The following is a 20,527-nucleotide window of genomic DNA, read 5'->3' as shown; positions in this document are numbered from 1 at the left end:
CCAGCCCTGTACGCCTGAGCCAATGCGAATTGCCTCGGGCCATTCTTCCTGCTCCGGGTCCTGCACCACCAGCATGCGGTACAGGCCGTTGGTGGCGGTATTGTCGATCACAGCTACTTTGCCGCCAAACGTACCGAAGCCCAGATTAGGCCAACCCGAGAAGACGAGTGCCGGCCAGCCATCAAACTGCAGGCGTACAGGAGCGCCGCGGTAGAGCAGGGGCAGGTCCATGGGTTGTACGTAAAGCTCCACGGCCAGGCGTGGGTCCTCGGGCATGATGGTGGCAATGGCCTCTCCTTCTTTGATGGTTTCGCCTATACCTGCGCGAAGCGTCCGTACCAGGTAACCCGTTTGCGGCGCTACCACCTGGTAAAAGGTGCTGCGCACCAGCGTACTGCTGTACTCGCTCCGCAACTTCGACACATCGCCGATCGTGCTGTACAGGTAGGCCTGGTTCGAATTGAGCTCCGATTCAGCTTTGGCGAGCTTATCGGCATACTCCGCCTGTAGTGAGCTCAGTTCAGTATAGGCATTCTGCAGTTCGGCACGGGTGCTGCCCAGTTTGTTTTCGTTGGCAATGAGCTTGGCTTCCGCTTCCTGTAGTTTCAGACGTCGGGCCTCCAGTTCAGTCAGCGACTTTAAGCCTTGCTTGTACAGTTCTTCCTGTCGCACATACTGGTTGCGGGCTATTTCCACTTCTACACGCTGCGCTACCAGGTCTGCACTGTCACTCTGCACCTTCAGCCGTGTCTGGGCTATCTTATTGCGCGCCTTATCCAGACTGAACTGCAAACCTTCCCGCAATGCCTGTATCTGGTCCTGCAGTGCCTCGGACTTGGCTCTTGTAGCTGTGGCGGCTCCTTCCTTAGCCTGCACCTGTTCATCCAGGCGGTCGAGCAGCTGCGGGTCGAAGAACTTTTCCTTCACCTCCGACAAACTTACGATCGTATCGCCTTTCTGCACCAGCTGGCCCTCCTGCACATGCCAGCGCTCAATGCGACCTGCTATGGTGCTTTGCACAGTCTGTGGCCGGTCTTCCGGATTCAGGGCGGTGAGTGCGCCGCGCGACGAAATATTCTGCGTCCACGGCAAAAACAGGATCAGGATTAGGAAAAGCACAATACCGATGATCCAGTAAGCCAGCGTGCGCCCGAGCTTCGGTGTGCGTACCATGTCCATTGCCTGCATGGCCCTGTGCTCCCGCGATGGGGTATAGGGATCTTTCTCTTTCATGGTTATACAGTCAGGTTGGCCAGTTGCTGATAGGGTGTGCTGTGGCGGATCTCTTCGTAATTGCCGTTTGCCACGAGTTGCCCACCTTTCAGGAGCAGCGTGCGGTCGCAGATGGCCATCACTTCCGGATCATTGGAGATAATAAGAAGCGTCCAGCTGAATTCCTGAGATGAAAGCATCTGGATCAGGCGCAGCTTCTCGTGCTTCTCCATACCTCCCCAGAAGTCGTCGAGGAGCAGCATTTTGGGGCGCAGCACCAGGCAGCGGGCCATAATGATCTTGCGCGACACACTGGCCGGCAGACGAATACTGCCACCGGTCAGCTCCGTTTGCAGGCCGTCTGGCAGTTCATGTATAAATTCGGTGAGGCCTACGTTGTCAGTCGCCCAGACCACGTCCTCGATCGGTACGTTCGGTATACCGAGCGTGATGTTCTCCAGGATGGTTCCGTCAAACACCTGTTCCTTGGAGGTGTTGTCACCGATCAGGCGGCGCATGCTATTCTTGTCGAGGTCGCGCATCGAGAGATTGTTGTAGGCAATGCTGCCTTCATAGTTTTCGTACAGGCCAAGCAGCAACTGGCTAAGCGTCGACTTGCCCGACCGGTTAAAGCCCGCAATGCACACCCGCTCTGAAGCCAGCACGTCAAATGAAACGCCGTTGATAGCATATTCCTCTACGTTCGGGTACTGGTAGCGCAGGTTCTTCACCTGTATCGACAAGCCCTGTCCTCTGTCAGGCATGGCCACACCACGCTCTTCTTCCAGGGGCATATCGGTCACCTGCCCCAGCTTATCAAGGCTGGTAAGCATGTCATAGATGGTATCGAGTTTGATGATGATCTTCTCCACCGCCGTCATGATGAGGATGATGACGATCTCGGAAGCCACAAACTGCCCGATGTTGATTTCCCGCTGAATCACGAGGATAGCGCCTAGCACCAGCAGGCCTCCCGTAATCACAGTCTTGAAACCTACAAAGCTGAAGTACTGGGTCATCAGTACCCGGAAGTGCTGCTTGCGAGCCTTCAGGTAGCTGGTGACAAAGCCGTTGGTCTTCTCGGTGGGCAGATCAGACTGACCGGCCAGCTTAAAAGTGTTCATCGAACGGGCCATTTCCTGTAGCCAGGCGACCAGCTTGTACTTGTATTTCGACTCGGTGATGCTAGTGTCGATGCCGCGGGGACTCGTAAAATATAGGATGCCGATCAGCACGATGACCAGGATCATGCCGAACACGATGAAATAGGGATGGTAGAACGATAGCAGAATCAGGCCGAAGACGATCTGTATGGCAGACGTGGTAAAGTCAGTCAGCAGCTTGGCCATCGATTTCTGCAACGAAATAGTGTCGAAGAAGCGGTTCATCAGCTCAGGTGGGTAGTAGCGATGCAGGGCCTCCGACTGCAGGCGCGGCACCCTGAAGGCAAAGTCAAAAGCTGTGCGCGCAAAAATGCGCTGCTGTATGTACTCCACCAGCCACAGCTGCATGATCTGCATACCACCCACTATAAGCAGGCCCAGCACGATCAGGGTGATCAGTACCACCACCGACACCGTGATCTGCCCACTCGAAATAAAAGCGATGATGCTCTGAATACCTAGCGGCAGCGAAAGGCTGATAAGACCCGCCACGATTGCGTAGATGTACAGGTACACGATCTCACGTTTCTCAGCGGCAAGGAGCTGCCAGAAACGCTGCATCGGCGTGTAAAGAGGTTTATGTTTATATGCTTTACTCATGTGTCTGTTTTATCTTTTCTGGTCAACTGCCGCAAATACCAGATGTTTTAAAAAAGTAGCCGTTTCTTGGGGAGAGCGCTTTGTGCCCTTGATCTCGGTGAGCGAAGGCAGGTGCTCGGCAAAGAACACCTGCTGGTGGGCTGCCTCCATGATCGTGCTGATGAGGGCATGCGGGTAAGGGTAGTCGGGATTTATGGCGAGCACCATTTCGGCTATATGGTGGCACAGGCGCTTGTACTCCAGGAAATAACCGTCCTTGTTGTCATCGTCTACTTCCTTGGTCAGGTATACCTTGGAGGCCTCAACGATCACGATCCTGTACAGGGCGCTTTCGTTGATGTGCAGCGTAGCAGGGTTGTCAATGCCGGAGGAAGTGATTACGTCTATGGCACGGCTCAGGCGCTCCCGCGGATCAGCTATGTTGTTGGTGTGGAACAGTACAAAGTGGTCAAGCCAGGCCCAGTGCCACGACACCAGGTATACCAGCAGCTTGTGCTTGTTCTCAAAATAGCGGTAAATGGAAGCTTCCGTAGAGCCAATTACAATTGCCAGCTTCCGGAACGTGAACTGCTCAAAGCCAGATCGTCGATCAGGCGAATGCTCTCGTTGATGATGCGGCGGCCCAGTTCAGTGTTCTCCGGGTCACGCATGTAAGCTTTGTGGTTCAGGTTTATTTTAATGCTGGTCGTGTTCATGTGCTGATGACTTTTTAAGACTACGCCTGTGTCAAGTGTCCGTTCCCTTTTTTTGATGCTACTGTCCCTTTTGCAGCTGCTCATTATTCGAGATTGGTTTCCGCAAAGTTATAACAACTTTCTTTGATAATAGTAATGCTATTATAAAAGTTTATTTTGCTTCTTTATTTTTGATCTTTTTACTGTATCCCGGCCAGGTGCTGTGCTTATACCTTTTAGCGAGTTTATACCTTGAAGCGAGCCGGTGATTAAGTGTTTAGATAAACTGTTGCAGGGGAGTAGCCTTTGAAGGGATGCTATGTTGCATTCGTTGCAAGCCGGGGCCATACCTTAAGCGAATCAGAAAAAGAAGCTGTACCTTTACAATTCGCTGCGACCTTACGTAAAGACCAGTAGCCAATCAGCAAAGCATTATCATGAAGTTCGAAGATTACCGCATATCCGATGAGATCAAAAAAAGCCTGAGTAAGCTGGGTTTCCGGAAGCCAACCGATATACAGTTCAAAGCGATCCCTCCGATCATGAAAGGCGAGGATGTGCTGGCGATTGCCCAGACAGGTACCGGCAAGACGGCCGCTTTCGCTATACCTGTGCTGGATAAGCTGCAGTACCAGATCAATCGCCGTCGCTCCGATGGCATCAAGTGTGTGGTGATGGTGCCCACCCGCGAACTCGCTCTGCAGATCACCGAGGTGTTTGAAGAGCTCGGTCGCCATACCCGCGTCAAGACCTTCTGTGTATTTGGTGGCGTGGAGCAGGGCCGCAGATCGCTAGGCTGGAAGCAGGTATAGACATCCTGGTGGCTACACCAGGCCGCCTGTTCGACCTTGTGAGCCAGGGCTACATCCGGCTGGAGCGCGTGGAGACACTCGTGCTGGACGAAGCGGATCACATGCTCGACCTCGGTTTCATCCACGACATCCGCCAGCTGATCACCAAACTGCCACGCAAGCGGCAGACCCTGTTCTTCTCGGCCACTATAAACGAAAAGATCAAAGAGCTTGCCTATTCGCTCGTGAACAAGCCGGTGCGCATTCAGATATCCCCGAAAGATCCGGTTTCGAAAAACGTGGACCACTCCGTGATGTACGTGGAGATGGACGAGAAGCGGTTCTTCCTGGAGCGGGTTGTGAAAGAGAACCCTGATAAAAAGATACTTGCCTTTGTCCGCACGCAGGTGCGGGCTGAGCGCGTAGTGGCTGCCATGGAGCGCGTAGACATTACTGCGATGAGCATTCATGGCGGCAAAGAGCAGAAAGATCGCCTCGAAGCCCTGAAAAAGTTTAAGAAAGGGGAGGTGAAGCTGTTGATCGCCACGGATGTGAGCGCACGCGGCATCGACATCCCGAGCGTGGACTATGTAGTGAACTATGACCTGCCGGAGCAGCCCGAAAACTACGTGCACCGTGTAGGCCGTACAGGCCGTGGTATGGCCAAAGGTATAGCTGTGTCCTTTTGCAGTGCCGAGGAAAAGCCAATGCTTGATGAAATACAGACCTACCTGACCAAAGACATCAAAGTGCTCCAGCTCGACCCTGAAGACCGCGAGGCAACCATCGATTTCAGCGCCGAGGCCAAATTTGACTGGAAAGCCCTGATGAAAGAGGCAGAGGAAACAGAGTCAAAAATAAAAGCCGCCAAATCGAAGAAAAGCGAAAAGCAAGGACTAAAAAGAAGAAATAAGTCTGACTATGTACCCTACTTGCGAAGCCTGCCCGACATGTCTGTTTGGCAAGCTTCTTTTATGACCGTTATTTAGGTATAAATCCAGTCTATTATTGCATGATTTACGTATAACATAGTATAAACTATTTATAAATACATAGCGGAGCAGCCGTTATTTAATAGAAAGGAGTGTGAGATGAGACGCCATAGAAGAAGCTACCTTTCAGGATTATTTTTTAATACTGGAAATTATGATGTGCCAACTGTTGATACGAGTTTCGGTTTTTCCAGACAGTTTACGGACACTGTTAGCCAGGGGCTGATGGATGATGAAAGAGTGGAGCGCGAGCACCAGAAAGAAGATGCCGAAAAGAACTGGATCAGAGGAAAACCGATCTGGAAAATCCTGAATTGTAATCGCAGCCAATCAAAGCCCTAACGTACTAGCACCTGAACACGGAAAGTCCTCAGCTGCCTAAGGCAGCTGAGGACTTTCCGTGTTAGATTATCAGCAACTATACCTCACCTGCAGGAAGCCATTGCGGTAAAGTTTGTTCTCAGTCGGGATCAGCTTTAGCTTATGCTCTTCCGTATCAGCAGAAAACAGCGGAATTCCTTTCCCCAGCACAATCGGGATGTATGTCAGTATAATTTCATCCAGTAAGCCAGCATTGAGGACTGTAGCATTCAGCTGTCCGCCGCCAATGAGCCAGATGTCTTTACCTGGCTGCTCCTTCAGCTTTTCTATAAAGTCTACCACAGCGTTTTTCACAAAGGAAACATGCTCCGTGTCCTGCTGTTCGGAGCGACTGAAAACATAGTTTTTCAGGTCAGGGTAGGGGAAAGGCATGTCGAAACCCATGACCTGCTGGTACGTCTTACGCCCCATCAGGGTGGTATCGATCGTTTGCAGGAAGGCCGTGTAGCCGAAATCTTCGTCAGGTATGTTGTACTTCTTATCGTGTAACCAGTCGATGTTTCCGTCGGGCCGGGCAATGAACCCGTCGGTGCTGGCAGCAATGTACAGGATGATTTTTCTCATAGCGCTATAGGTACGTAAAACCCAAGCTTCTGTATAGCCACTTTTGCATATAATTAAAGTACAGCGCTTTTTACACGGTGTTGCTCCCCGGTGCAGCCATTGTATCCGACTGCCTGGTTGACGGGGCAATAGCGCAGCATGCCCGTAACAATAGGTATAAACCCAATAGCTGACAATGCCTTTATATTATAGTATGCACCCACTCCGATAATGGCAAGGCCTGTCAATACGCGTACTTTCTGTTCAGTCAATCCTACGTTGCATTCCATACAGTTCTCCATTTAGATTCTTCCTAGTCATACGACAGACATGTGGGCAGATGTTATCATTTGGATGTATTATAACTTGCACAATCACGATATTAAATATACCTTATGGTGGCAATGCGAGGAATTAACAGAAATAGAGCCTTTTACGCAGCCTGGCGGGTACTCCCGGAAGCGGGTGCCTGGATAATTGGCTTACTGCTGCTGGCTGGTATGGAGCCTGCAGGCAATCATCTGTTCAGCCTGTGTCCCATCAGTTGGGTGTGGCAGGGTGGCTGCCCGGGCTGTGGTCTGGGGCATAGTGTGGCTTATTTATTCAGAGGCGACCTGGCCTCTTCCTGGCAGGCCCACCCGCTGGGCTTGCCTGCTCTGCTTATGTTGTGCTGGCGTGTGTTGGAGCTGTTAGTGCAATCGCGCAAGTTATACCTGTATCATTCTAAACTATAAACTATGGCTAATGTATTTAATTTAATGCCTGAACTTGAGCCCGATGAGATGGCTTATGTACAAGGCCTGCTGAACGCTATGTCGGACTACGAGGCGCAGCAGTTCGTTTCTGTTTACAGATCCCGCCGGCGTGAACCACTGCTTGTGCTCATTACTGCCGTGATCGGATTTTTTGGAGTGGCCGGTGTCCATCGTTTTGTACTCGGGCATATAGGGATGGGGCTGCTATACCTGTTCACAGCCGGTCTGTGTTTTATAGGTACCATTGTAGATGTGATCAATTACAAGCGGCTGGCATTTGAGTATAATATCAAGGAGGCGCAGCAGGCACATGCGATCGTGATGGCGCAATCAGGTAACTATGGGGGCTCCGGCGGTTACGGTGTTTAGCTTTTGTTACGGACGCTACTGTTGTTGTTATAACACTCTCCGTATGAAGCAAGCTTTTCCCTGAAAAAAAGAGACCACCTGGAGAGGTGGTCATGCATTGGTTATTTCATCTTAAGACTACTGTTTTATCAAATGATGTGGCCTTCAATGTGTTGTAAACGTCATTTTGTGGCTTTCAATGCTGTCTGAGGGCTTTTAAAGGGCATAAAAAAATATTACGAAGAATCTTTGTTAAGGTTTTGTTAAATGTTTTTAATGCCTATATTTGGAGATAAAACTATTCTATTATCTAATCTATTTTCAACAACCTAACAAAACAAGTGTAGTTTATGAAGAAAGTATTACTACTTAACTTCTTGTTCTTGTTTGCGCTTTTGGGCCAAGTAGCGGCACAAAGTCGGACAATAACAGGTAAAGTTACAGGGGCAGGGGACGGAGCACCTCTTCCTGGGGTGTCTGTAGTTGTGAAGGGTACCACTACTGGTACAGCAACTAATGCAGACGGTTCATTCAGCGTAAACGTGCCAGATAATGCGAACACTCTGGTGTTCCGTTACATTGGATACGTGGCAAAAGAGGTGGCGATTGGCGCAAATACTTCAGTTAACGTGACATTGGATATTGATAGCCAGCAGCTGTCAGAGGTTGTAATCCAGGTGCCTTACGGTACTATCGCAAAAACAGCCTTTACGGGTGCTGAGTCAACCATCACAACAAAAGCGATCGAGAGACAGCAGGTAACATCTGTTACACGCGTACTTGAGGGCTTGGTACCAGGTATCCAAACTACCAACGGTGGTGGTGCTCCTGGTTCTAACGCTTCTGTGCGTGTTCGTGGTATTGGTTCTATCTACTCAAGCAGCGAACCTCTTTATGTTGTGGACGGTGTTCCTTTCAGCGGCACACTTCAGTCTATTTCAACTGACGACATCGCGTCTGTAACAGTATTGAAAGATGCGGCAGCATCTTCACTTTACGGTTCTCGTGCTGCGAACGGTGTGATCATGATCACAACTAAGAGAGGTAAGACTGGCAAGCCTAGCATTGCTGTTAACCTGAGAAGAGGTGTTTCTGACCGTGCTATTAAAGAGTACGACCGTGTAAACGAGCAGGAATACTACGAACTGATGTGGGAGGCTATGCGTAATGCGAAACTTGGTGGCGCACCTCAGCCTGGCCAAGATCTTACTGCTGCTAACAAATTTGCTTCTGACAACATTGCAGGTGGAAGCGGTCTTGTTTACAACCCATTCAACGTGCCTGGCAACCAGGTGATCGATCCAGCTACTGGCCGTTTGAACCCAAATGCTCGTTTGCTTTACAGCGACTCATGGGCTGAGGAATTGTTCCAGAAATCTAACCGTACTGACCTGAACATGAACGTGTCAGGTGGTGCTGAGAAGAGCGACTACTACCTGTCTGTTGGTTATATCAAAGAAGAAGGTATCGCTAAATTCTCTGGCTATGACCGTGTAAACGCACGTGCCAGCATCAATACGCAAGTAACTGACTGGTTAAAGTCAGGTGTTAACATTGCCGGTAACATGTCTGAAAACCAGGGTAACTATGCAACTGGTACCGCTACATCTAACCCATTCTACTACTCTCGCTACATGGGCCCAATCTACCCGGTATGGCAGCGTGATGGCGAAGGTAACTTCGTAGCAGATCCTGTACGTGGTGGTAATGCGCTGGACTGGGGTAATGCAAGCCAGATGGGTGCCAGACCATATGCGCCAAACTCTAACCTGCTTGGTACGCTGGCTTTGGACGAAAGATCTTTGAGAAGAAGCGAGGCAACTGTAAACACTTTTGCTGAAGTGAAATTCCTGGAAGACTTCACATTCAAAACTACTTTCGGTGGTAACTACTACAATGGTTTCGGTACTACTTACCAGAACTCACAGTTTGGTGATGCAGCCAACGTAAGCGGACGCTCTACTAAATCTGATAGAAGAACTATTTCTTATACCTTTAACCAGGTATTGACTTGGAACAAGCAGTTCGGAAATCATAGCCTGCGAGCCTTAGCTGGTCATGAAAACTATGATTGGGAGTCTAGAAACGTATCTACTACTAAGACTGGTTTCGCATTCCCTGGTACTACTGAACTTGCTTCAGCCGCAACTTTGACTGACGGTACTTCTGACTTTGAGGATCACAAGATCGAGTCATACTTCACTCAGTTGAACTATAGCCTTTCTGACAAATACCTAGCTTCTGCCAGCTTTAGAAGAGACGGATCTTCTCGCTTCCACAAAGATACACGTTGGGGTAACTTCTTCTCAATCGGTGCAGGCTGGAGAATTTCACAAGAAGACTTCTTCAATGCTGAGTGGTTGATGAACTGAAACTGAGAGGTAGCTATGGTGAGCAGGGTAACGAAAATACCTTGAACACAGATGGAACGCAGAACTATTATGCTTGGCAAGGACTTTACTCACTGGGTTGGAACAACGTGAATGCGCCAGGTGCACTGGTAACTTCACTTCCAGCAATGGATCTACAGTGGGAATCTAACGCTAACTTCAACATTGGTGCTGACTTCAGGTTCTTCAATAAAGTAGAAGGTACAGTTGAATATTTCGAGCGTATTTCTGACAACCTGTTGTTCTTAATTCCACTTCCTTATTCTACTGGTGGCCTAGGTAAATGGGAAAATATTGGTACAATGAAGAATAATGGTTGGGAACTGCAGTTAGGTTACAATGCGGTATCTACAGGCGACTTCGACTGGAGAATGGACATGAACCTCACCAGCTACACCAACAAGATCACAAAGATGCCTAACGGTGACCCAATCATCAGTGGCACTAAGCGTTATGCTGAAGGTCAGAACATTTACGACTTCTGGCTGCGTGAGTACTATGGCGTAGACCCATCTAATGGTGATGCCCTGTACCGCACCGACCACACACAGTACAAGCCAGACAATGCTGCTTATAAGATCATTGGCCAGGATACTGTAACAAACAACATCAACTTTGGCACATATGATTATCAAGGTTCTGCTATCCCTGACCTAATGGGTGGTTTCACTAACTCATTCCGTTACAAAGGATTTGACCTTTCTGTCCTAATGACATTCCAGGTGGGTGGTAAGTTCTACGATAGCAACTACGGTAGCTTGATGCACAGAGGTTCTTATGGTACACACTTCAGCAAAGATATGCTGAACCGTTGGACGCCAGAGAACACCAACACAGATGTACCTAGACTGCAGCAAGGTTTGGCTACACAGGATGGTGCTTCTACAAGATGGCTGTTCGACGCTTCTTACCTGAACATCAAGAACATCAACCTGGGCTATACTCTGCCAAACACGTTGACTTCAAGAGTAGGTGTAAACAACATGCGTGCATTCGTATCTGTTGACAATGCCAAGATCTTCACAAAGAACGAAGGTATGGACCCACAGCGTAGCTTTAACGGTACATCAGACTTCACTTACCCAGTGATGCGTACTTTCACGCTTGGTCTAAACGCTAACTTTTAATTAGGAATATTACTAGAATGAAAAATATAGTTAAAAAACTAGCTCCGCTGGCACTGGCAGTTTTAGTGCTGACGGGTTGCGAGAAAGAGTACCTGGAGACAACTCCTAAGTCTCAGGTGCCAAATGATTTAGTGTTTTCTTCGACAGAAGGTGCAACAGTAGCCCTGAACGGTATCTACCGCTCTATGTGGACATCAATGGATGGTAGCCACGGTCACTTCGGGCAGAAGTCTTACGACCTGACGATGGACATGATGGGTAATGACGTAATCACGCCAGTACGTGGTTATGGTTGGTTCGTAGCAGAGTATAACCACTCAGCATACGGTACTGCTACCCAAACATCGCGCTCTGGTGCTACCTGGAGATACTACTACAGAACCATCAACAACGCGAACCTTATTATCGCAAACGTAGATGAAGCTGTTGGTACACAGGAGCGCAGAGATTATCTCAAAGGTAACGCCCTGTTCCTTAGAGCGCACTCTTACTTCTATCTGATTAACCTGTTCCAGCATACTTACAAAGGCAACGAGAATGCCCCAGGTGTGCCATTGTACACTGAGCCAACTACTGAAGGTAAAGGCCGTGGTACTGTGCAAGAGGTTTACAACCAGATTGTTGCTGACCTGGATGCTGCTGAAGCCTGTTAGCTGGTAAAACGAAAGACCACGTTTCTCACATCAACCAAAAGACTGTAAAAGGTCTTCAGGCTCGTGTAGCTCTGCAGATGGAGAACTGGGAGAGAGCTGCTATAAAAGCAAACGAAGCTCGTCAGGGTTATACGCTGATGAATGCAGCTACTTACAAGGCTGGTTTCGGTACTTCTAATGGTGAGTGGATGTGGGGTCTTCAGATTCCGAACGACCAGTCTACGATCTATGCTTCTTTCTTCTCGCACATGGCAAACACCGCAGGTGGTTACGCCGGTCTGGGTAGCACGAAGCTGATCACGAGAGAACTTTACGAGAAAATGTCACCTACTGACGTGCGTAGAGAGATCGTACAGGCTCCTTCTGTTGACAACAAAGGCACTTACTACAACTACACTTCTCTGAAGTTCCGTCTGCCAGGTGCTGGCTCATGGGCTGCTGACTACGTGCTGATGAGAGCTTCTGAAATGTACTTGATCGAGGCTGAGGCACTTGCCAGACTTGGTAGAGACGCAGAGGCTGTAACAGTTCTGGAGACATTAGTGAAAGCGAGAGACCCATTGTATGTAACTTTGGCTACTTCTGGAACAGCTCTAATCGAAGAGATCCTAATCCAGAGAAGAATCGAGCTTTGGGGTGAAGGTTTCTCTATCCTGGATCTGAAGCGTCTGAACAGACCAGTTAAGAGAACTGTTGGTACTGCTCCAAACGGTGAACACGTTGAGGCCCTTATCCTGGTAAAAGAGCGTTCTATCACAGATCCACAGATTCTGTTCAGAATTCCTCAGGATGAGCTTAACAACAATAAAGCACTGTCGGCTGGTGATCAGAACCCATAATCGATTCTGATAAAAATAGAATCTAATAAGAGACCGCCCCTTGCATTGCGAGGGGCGGTTTTTTTGTGGCTATTACCAAACTACCGAGACCATAAATAAATGATAATTGCTAACTTATAGGTCTGAATGACTCACAAACAGAATTTATGAAAAGATCATATACCTATACCTTGTTAGGGGCAACATGTTTCCTGTCAGGAGCCTTTATTACGAAGTTGGCTGATGACAAGATCACAGTGGATGTGCTTCGGAATGCGCAGCAAATGATTGGCCTGAAATTTACGGATGCACAACTGGATTCCGCTACAGCAAGCGTCGCTGAGTTCAGGAGCAGCTACCAGCGCATCAGAAAGCAACCCCTGGCTAATGAGGTAACGCCTGCACTACAGTTCAACCCCATCCCTGTTGGGTTCGAGTTTGAGCAGAAACGGGAGAAATTCGAAGTAGAAAGGCGGAAAGGTATAAAGCTGCCTACCAACAGGGAGGAGCTTGCTTTCTATTCGGTTCCACAACTCGCAGAACTCGTAAGAACAAAGCAGATCAGCTCAGAGGAGCTTACCAAATTCTTTCTGGATCGGTTGAAGCAGCATGGGCCTACCTTGCAATGTGTGACCAGCCTGACAGAGGAGCTGGCACTGGAGCAGGCCAGGCGTGCAGACCAGGAGATAAAAGCCGGAAAGTATAAAGGCATGCTCCACGGTATACCTTATGGTGTGAAAGACCTGTTGGCAACAAAGAGGTATAAGACCACATGGGGATCCGTTCCTTACAAAGACCAGCAACTTGACCTGGATGCTACCGTGGTACAGAGACTGGAGCAGTCTGGTGCTGTGCTGGTAGCCAAACTGACATTAGGCGAACTGGCGATGGGTGATGTATGGTATGGAGGAAAAACACGGACTCCCTGGGACTTAAATAAAGGTTCAAGCGGCTCCTCAGCCGGATCAGCTGCAGCAGTAGCTGCGGGTTTACTGCCTTTTGCAATCGGAACCGAGACCCTTGGCTCCATCGTGTCACCTTCCACTGCCTGCGGTACCACAGGCCTGCGTCCTACCTTTGGCCGCGTGAGCCGGCATGGTGCCATGGCGCTGAGTTGGTCTATGGATAAGATTGGACCCATCGCCCGCTCCGCCGAAGATTGCGCCATTGTGTTCAATGCCATTCACGGACCGGACGGAAAGGACCTGACCATTGTGGACGCTCCTTTTAACTACAACAAGAACATTGATGTGCGAAAGCTGCGGGTAGGCTATCTGCAGAAAGACTTTGAGCGAGACTATCCTTTCAAGGAGAATGATAAGGCCACGCTGGAAGCACTCCGAAAAGCAGGTATAGAGCTCGTGCCAATTGAACTGCCAAACCTGCCGGCGCGTGACCTGACCATGACCATTTCCGTGGAAGGGGCAGCCGCTTTCGACGAACTAACCCGTAGCGGCCGTGACAGTATGATGGTGCAGCAGCACAAGAACGCCTGGCCAAATATTTTCAGAGCAGGCCGCTTTGTTACCGCCGTGGAGTATCTGCAGGCTCAGCGGGTGCGCTCACTCATCATACAGCAAATGCACGAGAAGCTGAAAGGTATAGATGTGTACCTGAGTCCATCATATGCGGGCAGCAACCTGGTGATGACAAACCTGAGCGGCCATCCATGTGTCGTACTACCGAATGGCTTCCAGAAGAACGGCATGCCGACCACGATCACTTTTATGGGACAGCTCTATGGTGAAGCCAAGGTGCTTGCTCTGGCCAAGCTATACCAGGACCTGACAAGCTTTGACGAGCAACGTCCGCCAATGGCGCTTAGCAGCAGTAAGTAAGGTATAGATCCTCGTCGGTAAGAACAGAATCGTCTGTTTGGCAAGTTTGAGATTTAAAGCTTAATTTTATCTTTAACTACAACCTAATCTAAAACACAACATTTATTATGCTTCTTAAGAAGAAAGCCCTCCTCCTGATGTCCTGGCTTGTACTGGCTGGTGGTACCACTGTGCAGGCGCAGGAAAACAGCAGCAAGCTGAGTGTGGAGAAGATCATGCGTGATCCGACCTGGATCGGCACCTCGCCCAGCAATGTGTTCTGGTCAGAGGACGGCAAGAAGATTTACTTCAGCTGGAACCCTGATGCCAACCGCAGAGACTCGCTTTACAGTGTGTCAGCAAACGGTGGCAACCTGAAGAAGGTAAGCCCGCAGGAAAGCCGTGCCCTGCCAGGGACCTGGAATGCACGCTATAACAGAGCCAAAACGCAGAAGGTATACGAGAAGAACGGTGACATCTACTTGCTCGATATCAAGAGCGGTAAAACGCAGCAGATCACCAATACGGTAGAGCGTGAGAATAGCCCATCGTTTAGCCACGACGAGAAAAAGGTAGCCTTTGTGAAAGACGGCAACCTATACCTGTGGACGATTGCCAATGGCCAGCTGGCGCAGCTGACCGACTTCAAAAAAGGTAACAAACCAGGAGAGGAGGGCAAGAACCCGCAGCGTGAGTGGCTGAAAGAGCAGCAGCTGGCTTTATTGCAGATCGTACGCGAGCGTGAAGCGGATAAGGAGGCAGCCAAAAAGCAGCAGAAAGCTGACAGTCCGGCCCGTCCGAAGGAAATTTACATCGGTGATAAATCGGTTGATAACATCGTGCTGAGCCCGGACGAGCGCTACATCAGCTACCGCATGGCTACAAGACCTAAAAATGCCAAGGTCGCCATTGTACCAGACTTTGTCACTTCATCAGGGTATACCGAGGATATCAACACCCGCACCAAAGTAGGAGATGCGCAGGCAACCTATGAGTCGTTTGTGTATGACATCAGCCGTGACACTACTTATGCGCTGCAGGTAGGTGGCATTGAAGGTATAAACGACCAGCCAGCTTACATTAAAGATCGTGATACAAAGGCGAGCGCAGCGAAAGAACCTGCTACTAAAGCCGCTAAACCAGAAGCACGAGCCGTGACCATGTTCGGACCAATCTGGTCAGACGATGGCAAGCACGCCGTCATGGTAGCCCGCGCAGCCGATAACAAAGACCGTTGGATTCTGAAAGTAGACCCTGCCACTGGTAAACTGAGCACTCTCGACCGCCAGCGCGACGAAGCCTGGATCAACGGACCGGGTATAGGCTATGGCACCGGCGATATCGGTTTCATGCCAGACAATGAGCAAGTATGGTTCCAGTCAGAAGAAAGCGGTTACTCACACCTGTACACTGTAAACCTGAACAATGGCAGCAAGAAAGTCCTTACAAGTGGTAAGTTTGAGGTTTCCGGTCCTCAGATCTCCAAAGACAAGAAGAGCTGGTATTTCACAGCGAACAAGGTACACCCAGGCGAGAAGCATTTCTACAAAATGCCGCTCAATGGCGGGGAGATGACCCAGCTGACTTCTGGAACAGGAGCGCACGAAGTAACCCTGTCGCCGGACGAAAAGACAATGGCCATACGCTACTCTTACAGCAACAAGCCATGGGAGCTGTATGTACAGGACAACAAAAAAGGAGCTAAGCCGCGCCAGGTGACATCTTCGCTCACCGACGAGTTCAAATCCTACAACTGGCGCGAGCCGGAGGTGATCAGCTTCAAGGCAAGCGATGGCGAAGACGTGTATGCCCGCTTGTATCGTCCAGAGAAAGCAGTGGCTAACGGACCTGCCGTGATCTTTGTACACGGTGCGGGCTACCTGCAGAATGCGCACAAGTGGTGGAGCTCTTACTTTAGAGAGTACATGTTCCACAACTTCCTGGCCGACAATGGCTATACCGTACTGGATATCGATTACCGCGGCAGCGCCGGCTACGGCCGCGACGTACGCACCGGCATCTATCAGTTTATGGGTGGCAAAGACCTGAGTGACCACGTGGATGGTGCCAAGCTGCTTGCAGACAAGTATAACGTTGATCCGAAGCGCATCGGCATTTATGGAGGTTCTTACGGCGGATTCATCACGCTAATGGCCATGTTCACGGAGCCGGATGTATTTGCAGCCGGAGCGGCCTTGCGATCAGTTACAGACTGGGCACATTATAACCACGGTTATACCTCCAACATCCTGAACGTACCGCAGCTCGATAGCCTGGCTTATGCCAAGAGCTCGCCGATCTACTACGCGGAAGGGTTAAAAGGAGCGCTCCTGATCTGCCACGGTATGGTGGATACGAACGTGCACTTCCAGGATGTGGTACGCCTGACGCAGCGTCTGATCGAGCTAGGCAAAGACAATTGGGAACTGGCTGTATACCCGGTAGAGGACCACGGCTTTACGGAGCCAGCCAGCTGGACCGACGAATACAAGCGTATCTACAAGCTCTTCGAGGAGAATCTGAAGAAGTAAAGAGATTGTTTCAGCTAATTAAAAGCGTGAAGTGCGAAAGTGCTTCACGCTTTTTTTATGGCATCTGGTCTGCTTTTCTAACTGCGTAACTAATGTGATTTTGCACGGGCTTTATACTTGTAGTAAGCAAATCAAGTAGTGTAAGTGTGTCAGGTTAGAGGGAAAAATAGCCGGTTTCCATAACTATTTCCTATGCTGCAGGCATCCCAAACAGGCAGTAAAGAATTGCGGAGGTAAGAAATATCCAATTGACTTTTGGGCTAATTGTAGGTATACAATAGGTTTTCGGCCGTTTTTTCAATTTAAAGGTGAAGGTAAAAGTGCAGGTAGTTCTTGCTTAAATGTAAAAAGGTGAATTTGAGTTAGAAAATTTATATTTAAACAATACGTGTATAGGGTTTCTATATATTATTTAATATTAGGTGATTACATTATTTGTGGATGAGTTAATCTGGTAAAAAAGTTGTTTGATGTAGATAGAGGCATGTTTTTTTGGATGTCAGTTTACATTAACTGTTTGATGTTGTAACTTTAGGTATTTAATCAAACACAATTTTACCAATTTACCTAATCTTACTTTATGAGAAAAGTTCTATTTATGGGCTTGGTGATGTTGTTCGCCCTGGTGAGCCAGGCGTGGGCGCAAAGCCGAACCATCTCAGGTCGGGTAACCGATGCTGGGACAGGACAACCACTACCAGGTGTAGGTGTGGCAGTGAAAGGTACTACCGTAGGAACGTACACAGGAGTTGAAGGTGACTTCACCGTGAACGTGAGCGGAGACGATGCTACCCTGATAGTTTCCTACTTGGGTTATGTTAAGCAGGAAATTAGCACAACTGGTCGCACTACAATCAATGTACAGCTACAGGAAGACAGCAAAACACTGTCGGAAGTAATGGTAGTTGCTTACGGTACTGCGGATCAGAAATCATTTACAGGTTCCGCTTCCGCTATCAAGTCAGAATCGATTGAGAAACTGCAGGTGAATGACGTGACCAAAGCACTAGGTGGTTTAACCCCAGGTGTACAGGTTGTGCAGAACAGCGGTCAGCCGGGTTCTACCGGTCAGATCCGTATCCGTGGTATCGGTTCAGTTGCCTCTTCTTCTACTCCACTTTACGTAGTGGATGGCGCACCTTACTCTGGTGACCTGAATGCCATTAACCCGAACGACATCGAGTCGATGACAGTGCTGAAAGATGCGAGTGCTGCTGCTCTTTACGGTTCACGAGCAGCCAACGGTGTAGTGGTGATCACTACAAAAGGCGGCAATGCTCCGAAGAAGCCAACCATCACTTTTGGTGCCACCTATGGTATCTCTGACTTCGCTGTAAAAGATTATGAAACAGTTAATCCGGGGCAGTTCTACGAATTGACATGGGAAGCGCTTCGTAACGATGCAAAGTCAAACAAAACCCTGTGGGAAGGCAAGTTTGCCTCTCCTGAAGAGTATGCTTCAAAGAACGTTGTAAGCCAGATTGCAGGCGGATCAGCTAACGGCCAGCAGTACAACCCTTACAACGATGCAGAGCCAATAGGCCTTGACGGCAGACTGAAAGCCGGACTTACGCCAGCCTGGGAAGATGACTGGAGAGATGCCCTTTACAGAAAGGCTACCCGTCAGGAGTACGATTTCGGTATCCAGGGTGGTAGCGACAAAACCAATTACTACTTCTCCGGTAACTACCTGAATCAGGAAGGTGCTTTCATTACTTCAGGCTTTAAGCGTTACACTTCACGTCTGCGCGTAAGTTCACAGGTTACCGACAAGATCAAGTTTGGCGTAAATGCCTGATCGCTAATACAGACCAGAATGCCCCTACTTCAAGCGGTACCTCTTTCAGAAACGTGGTATCATGGGGTAGAAACATCGGATCTGTATACCCAATCTATAGAAGAAGAAGTGCTGATGGTACATTTATCGACAACCCATCTGAGTTCGACTTTAACGCAACCCGTCCTTACGGTGGCAACAGCAACCCGGTAGGTACAACAGAACTGGACATGCTGAAGCGCAATGTACTTACCTGGAGCCTGAATACCTTCGGTGAAGTTACACTTCCGCTTGACCTGAAATACAAAACTACTTTTGCACTGACAGGCGACAACACCAAGGATTTCACATTCTACAACCCGAACTTTGGTGACGGTGCAGGTGTGGGTGGTCGTGGTACGCAGTGGAGAAGCTCTTTCGTAGAGTATACCATCAACCACATCCTGAGCTACAGCAAGGCAATTGGTCAGCACCAGATCGACGCCTTGGGTGGTTTTGAGGCATTCAATTACAAGTACGACTACATGTATGGTCAGAAAACCAACTTCCTGGCGCTGCCTGGCTATACTGAGTTGGACAATGCTTCGACTATCACTGATTTGAGCAGCCAGTCTGACAGACGCTCACTGATGAGCTACCTGGGTCAGGTTAACTACAACTTCATGGACAAGTACTACCTGTCTGGCTCTTTCCGTCGTGACGGTTCTTCCCGTTTCCATGCAGACAACCGTTGGGGTAACTTCTTCTCTATCGGTGGTTCATACAGAATCACACAGGAAGATTTCATGAGCGCACTGCCATGGGTGAACGATGCGAAGCTACGTGCCAGCTACGGTACTTCCGGTAACGAAGGACTGTTGACTTCTGGTGGCGGTGTTGACTACTACGCTTACAGAGGCCTATATACCTCAGGCTATAGCGACCTGGGTGCTCCTGGTATCATCCTTGACAAACTGGAGAACCGTGTGCTTTCATGGGAAAAGCAGGCTGCCTTTAACGTAGGTATAGATGCGACAATCTTCGACAGACTGGATGTTTCCTTCGACTACTACAGCAGAACTTCCAAGGACCTGTTGTTCAATAAGCCGCTGTCTCCTTCTACCGGTTTCACGTCAGTGTTTGACAACCTGGGAGCCATGCGAAACAGAGGTGTGGAACTGAATGTGGACGCCAGAATTATCGAAGGCGATGACTTCAAATGGTCTGCTAACCTGAACGCTGCACACAACAGAAACGAGCTGACAGAACTGCCACAGGAAACTATCCTGATGGGTACAAAGCAGTTGAAAGTAGGCCGTTCTATCTACGACTTCTTTATCCAGGATTTCGCTGGAGTTGATCCAAGCACTGGTCTGAGCCTGTGGTACAAAGATGTAAAAGATGCTGAAGGTAATGTAGTTGATAAAGTGACTACATCTAACTACAACGAAGCAAGCCGTTACTATGTAGGCACAGCGCTGCCAGATCTGACAGGTGGTGTGACGAACAACTTCGCTTACAGAAACTTCGACCTGAGCGTGTTCTTCACTTACAGCGTTGGTGGTGAGATACTGAACACGGACTACAGCAACCTGATGCACGGTGGTGACAGACGCGGAACCAACTGGCATGCAGACATCCTGAACAGATGGACTCCTGAGAACACCAACACAGATGTGCCAAGAATGGGAACTTCTCAGAACCTGAACACGAACGCTAACTCATCCAGATTCCTGGTAGATGCTTCGTACCTGCGTCTGCGTAACGTGACGCTGGGCTATACGCTGCCTCAGAACCTGCAGGATAAAGTTGGCCTGAAGAATGCCAGAATCTTTGTACAGGGCGACAACCTGTGGACGTTGTTCAATACGCCAGGCCTGGATCCAGAACAAAGTATCGATGGTATCACAAACAGCCGCTTCCCAACACAGAAAACTGTATCGGTAGGTGTGCGTGCAACTCTGTAAGAACTTATT

16 protein-coding genes and 1 pseudogene are annotated in these 20,527 nt (G+C 49.2%); 11 read left to right on the top strand and 6 right to left on the bottom strand.

All coding sequences use genetic code 11. The features are described 5' to 3' along the window. The 4 genes from O71_RS04200 to O71_RS25130 all read right to left on the bottom strand — a co-directional run. A partial coding sequence (locus O71_RS04200) for an HlyD family secretion protein (protein WP_007653532.1) occupies positions 1-1,233 on the bottom strand: 1,233 nt, incomplete at its 3' end. 2 nt (positions 1,234-1,235) lie between these two features. Then, a complete protein-coding gene (locus tag O71_RS04195) occupies positions 1,236-2,975 on the bottom strand; it encodes a peptidase domain-containing ABC transporter (protein ID WP_071530832.1) in 1,740 nt (579 codons plus the stop codon). 9 nt (positions 2,976-2,984) lie between these two features. Next, positions 2,985-3,449 (bottom strand): hypothetical protein, encoded by a 465-nt coding sequence (locus tag O71_RS04190; RefSeq protein ID WP_007653528.1) that lies wholly within the window; start codon positions 3,447-3,449, stop codon positions 2,985-2,987. A gap of 65 nt (positions 3,450-3,514) precedes the next feature. Next, positions 3,515-3,670, bottom strand: coding sequence for a hypothetical protein (locus O71_RS25130; protein ID WP_007653526.1), 156 nt, complete (start codon positions 3,668-3,670; stop codon positions 3,515-3,517). 416 nt (positions 3,671-4,086) lie between these two features. Between O71_RS25130 and O71_RS04185 the strand changes: the two are divergent. Next, positions 4,087-5,327 (top strand): annotated as a pseudogene (locus tag O71_RS04185) (DEAD/DEAH box helicase); the annotation flags it as partial. 516 nt (positions 5,328-5,843) lie between these two features. Here the strand turns inward: O71_RS04185 and O71_RS04180 are convergent. Next, the gene (locus O71_RS04180) at positions 5,844-6,377 is read right to left on the bottom strand and encodes a dihydrofolate reductase family protein (RefSeq protein ID WP_007653524.1); all 534 of its coding nucleotides are present in this window, start codon (positions 6,375-6,377) and stop codon (positions 5,844-5,846) included. A 53-nt stretch (positions 6,378-6,430) separates the two neighbouring features. Continuing rightward, on the bottom strand, positions 6,431-6,646 hold the full coding sequence (locus O71_RS04175) for a DUF2892 domain-containing protein (RefSeq protein WP_007653522.1): 216 nt from the start codon (positions 6,644-6,646) through the stop codon (positions 6,431-6,433). A gap of 105 nt (positions 6,647-6,751) precedes the next feature. Here O71_RS04175 and O71_RS04170 point away from each other — a divergent pair, with 105 nt between their 5' ends. The 10 genes from O71_RS04170 (at position 6,752) to O71_RS26295 (ending at position 20,518) form a co-directional block, all read left to right on the top strand. Continuing rightward, positions 6,752-7,090 (top strand): DUF2752 domain-containing protein, encoded by a 339-nt coding sequence (locus tag O71_RS04170; protein ID WP_007653520.1) that lies wholly within the window; start codon positions 6,752-6,754, stop codon positions 7,088-7,090. A gap of 3 nt (positions 7,091-7,093) precedes the next feature. Beyond that, a complete protein-coding gene (locus O71_RS04165) occupies positions 7,094-7,480 on the top strand; it encodes a TM2 domain-containing protein (protein ID WP_007653518.1) in 387 nt (128 codons plus the stop codon). Positions 7,481-7,809: 329 nt separating this feature from the next. Continuing rightward, positions 7,810-9,831 carry a SusC/RagA family TonB-linked outer membrane protein gene (locus O71_RS23100; protein WP_081490437.1) on the top strand — a complete coding sequence of 674 codons (2,022 nt, stop codon included), beginning with the start codon at positions 7,810-7,812 and terminating at the stop codon, positions 9,829-9,831. Between the two features lie 41 nt (positions 9,832-9,872). Continuing rightward, positions 9,873-10,976, top strand: coding sequence for a TonB-dependent receptor (locus O71_RS23095; protein ID WP_155800496.1), 1,104 nt, complete (start codon positions 9,873-9,875; stop codon positions 10,974-10,976). A gap of 17 nt (positions 10,977-10,993) precedes the next feature. Continuing rightward, a complete protein-coding gene (locus tag O71_RS23090; protein WP_007653516.1) occupies positions 10,994-11,629 on the top strand; it encodes a RagB/SusD family nutrient uptake outer membrane protein in 636 nt (211 codons plus the stop codon). 77 nt (positions 11,630-11,706) lie between these two features. Then, complete coding sequence (locus O71_RS23085) at positions 11,707-12,468, top strand: RagB/SusD family nutrient uptake outer membrane protein (RefSeq protein WP_007653514.1); 762 nt, start codon at positions 11,707-11,709, stop codon at positions 12,466-12,468. 146 nt (positions 12,469-12,614) lie between these two features. Beyond that, positions 12,615-14,285 carry an amidase gene (locus O71_RS04150; RefSeq protein ID WP_007653511.1) on the top strand — a complete coding sequence of 557 codons (1,671 nt, stop codon included), beginning with the start codon at positions 12,615-12,617 and terminating at the stop codon, positions 14,283-14,285. 107 nt (positions 14,286-14,392) lie between these two features. Further along, entirely contained in the window at positions 14,393-16,795 is a 2,403-nt protein-coding gene (locus tag O71_RS04145; RefSeq protein ID WP_007653509.1) for a prolyl oligopeptidase family serine peptidase, read from the top strand. A gap of 580 nt (positions 16,796-17,375) precedes the next feature. Further along, a complete protein-coding gene (locus O71_RS26300) occupies positions 17,376-18,593 on the top strand; it encodes a SusC/RagA family TonB-linked outer membrane protein (RefSeq protein ID WP_081490436.1) in 1,218 nt (405 codons plus the stop codon). Further along, positions 18,590-20,518 carry a SusC/RagA family TonB-linked outer membrane protein gene (locus O71_RS26295; RefSeq protein WP_081490435.1) on the top strand — a complete coding sequence of 643 codons (1,929 nt, stop codon included), beginning with the start codon at positions 18,590-18,592 and terminating at the stop codon, positions 20,516-20,518. The genes O71_RS26300 and O71_RS26295 overlap by 4 nt, the downstream gene beginning before the upstream one ends. Positions 20,519-20,527 lie beyond the last annotated feature (9 nt).

The organism is Pontibacter sp. BAB1700 (assembly GCF_000277005.1).
GTDB lineage: Bacteria > Bacteroidota > Bacteroidia > Cytophagales > Hymenobacteraceae > Pontibacter > Pontibacter lucknowensis.
The sequence above is the reverse complement of the archived record's forward strand: the minus strand, read 5'-3'. Positions and strand labels throughout refer to the sequence as shown.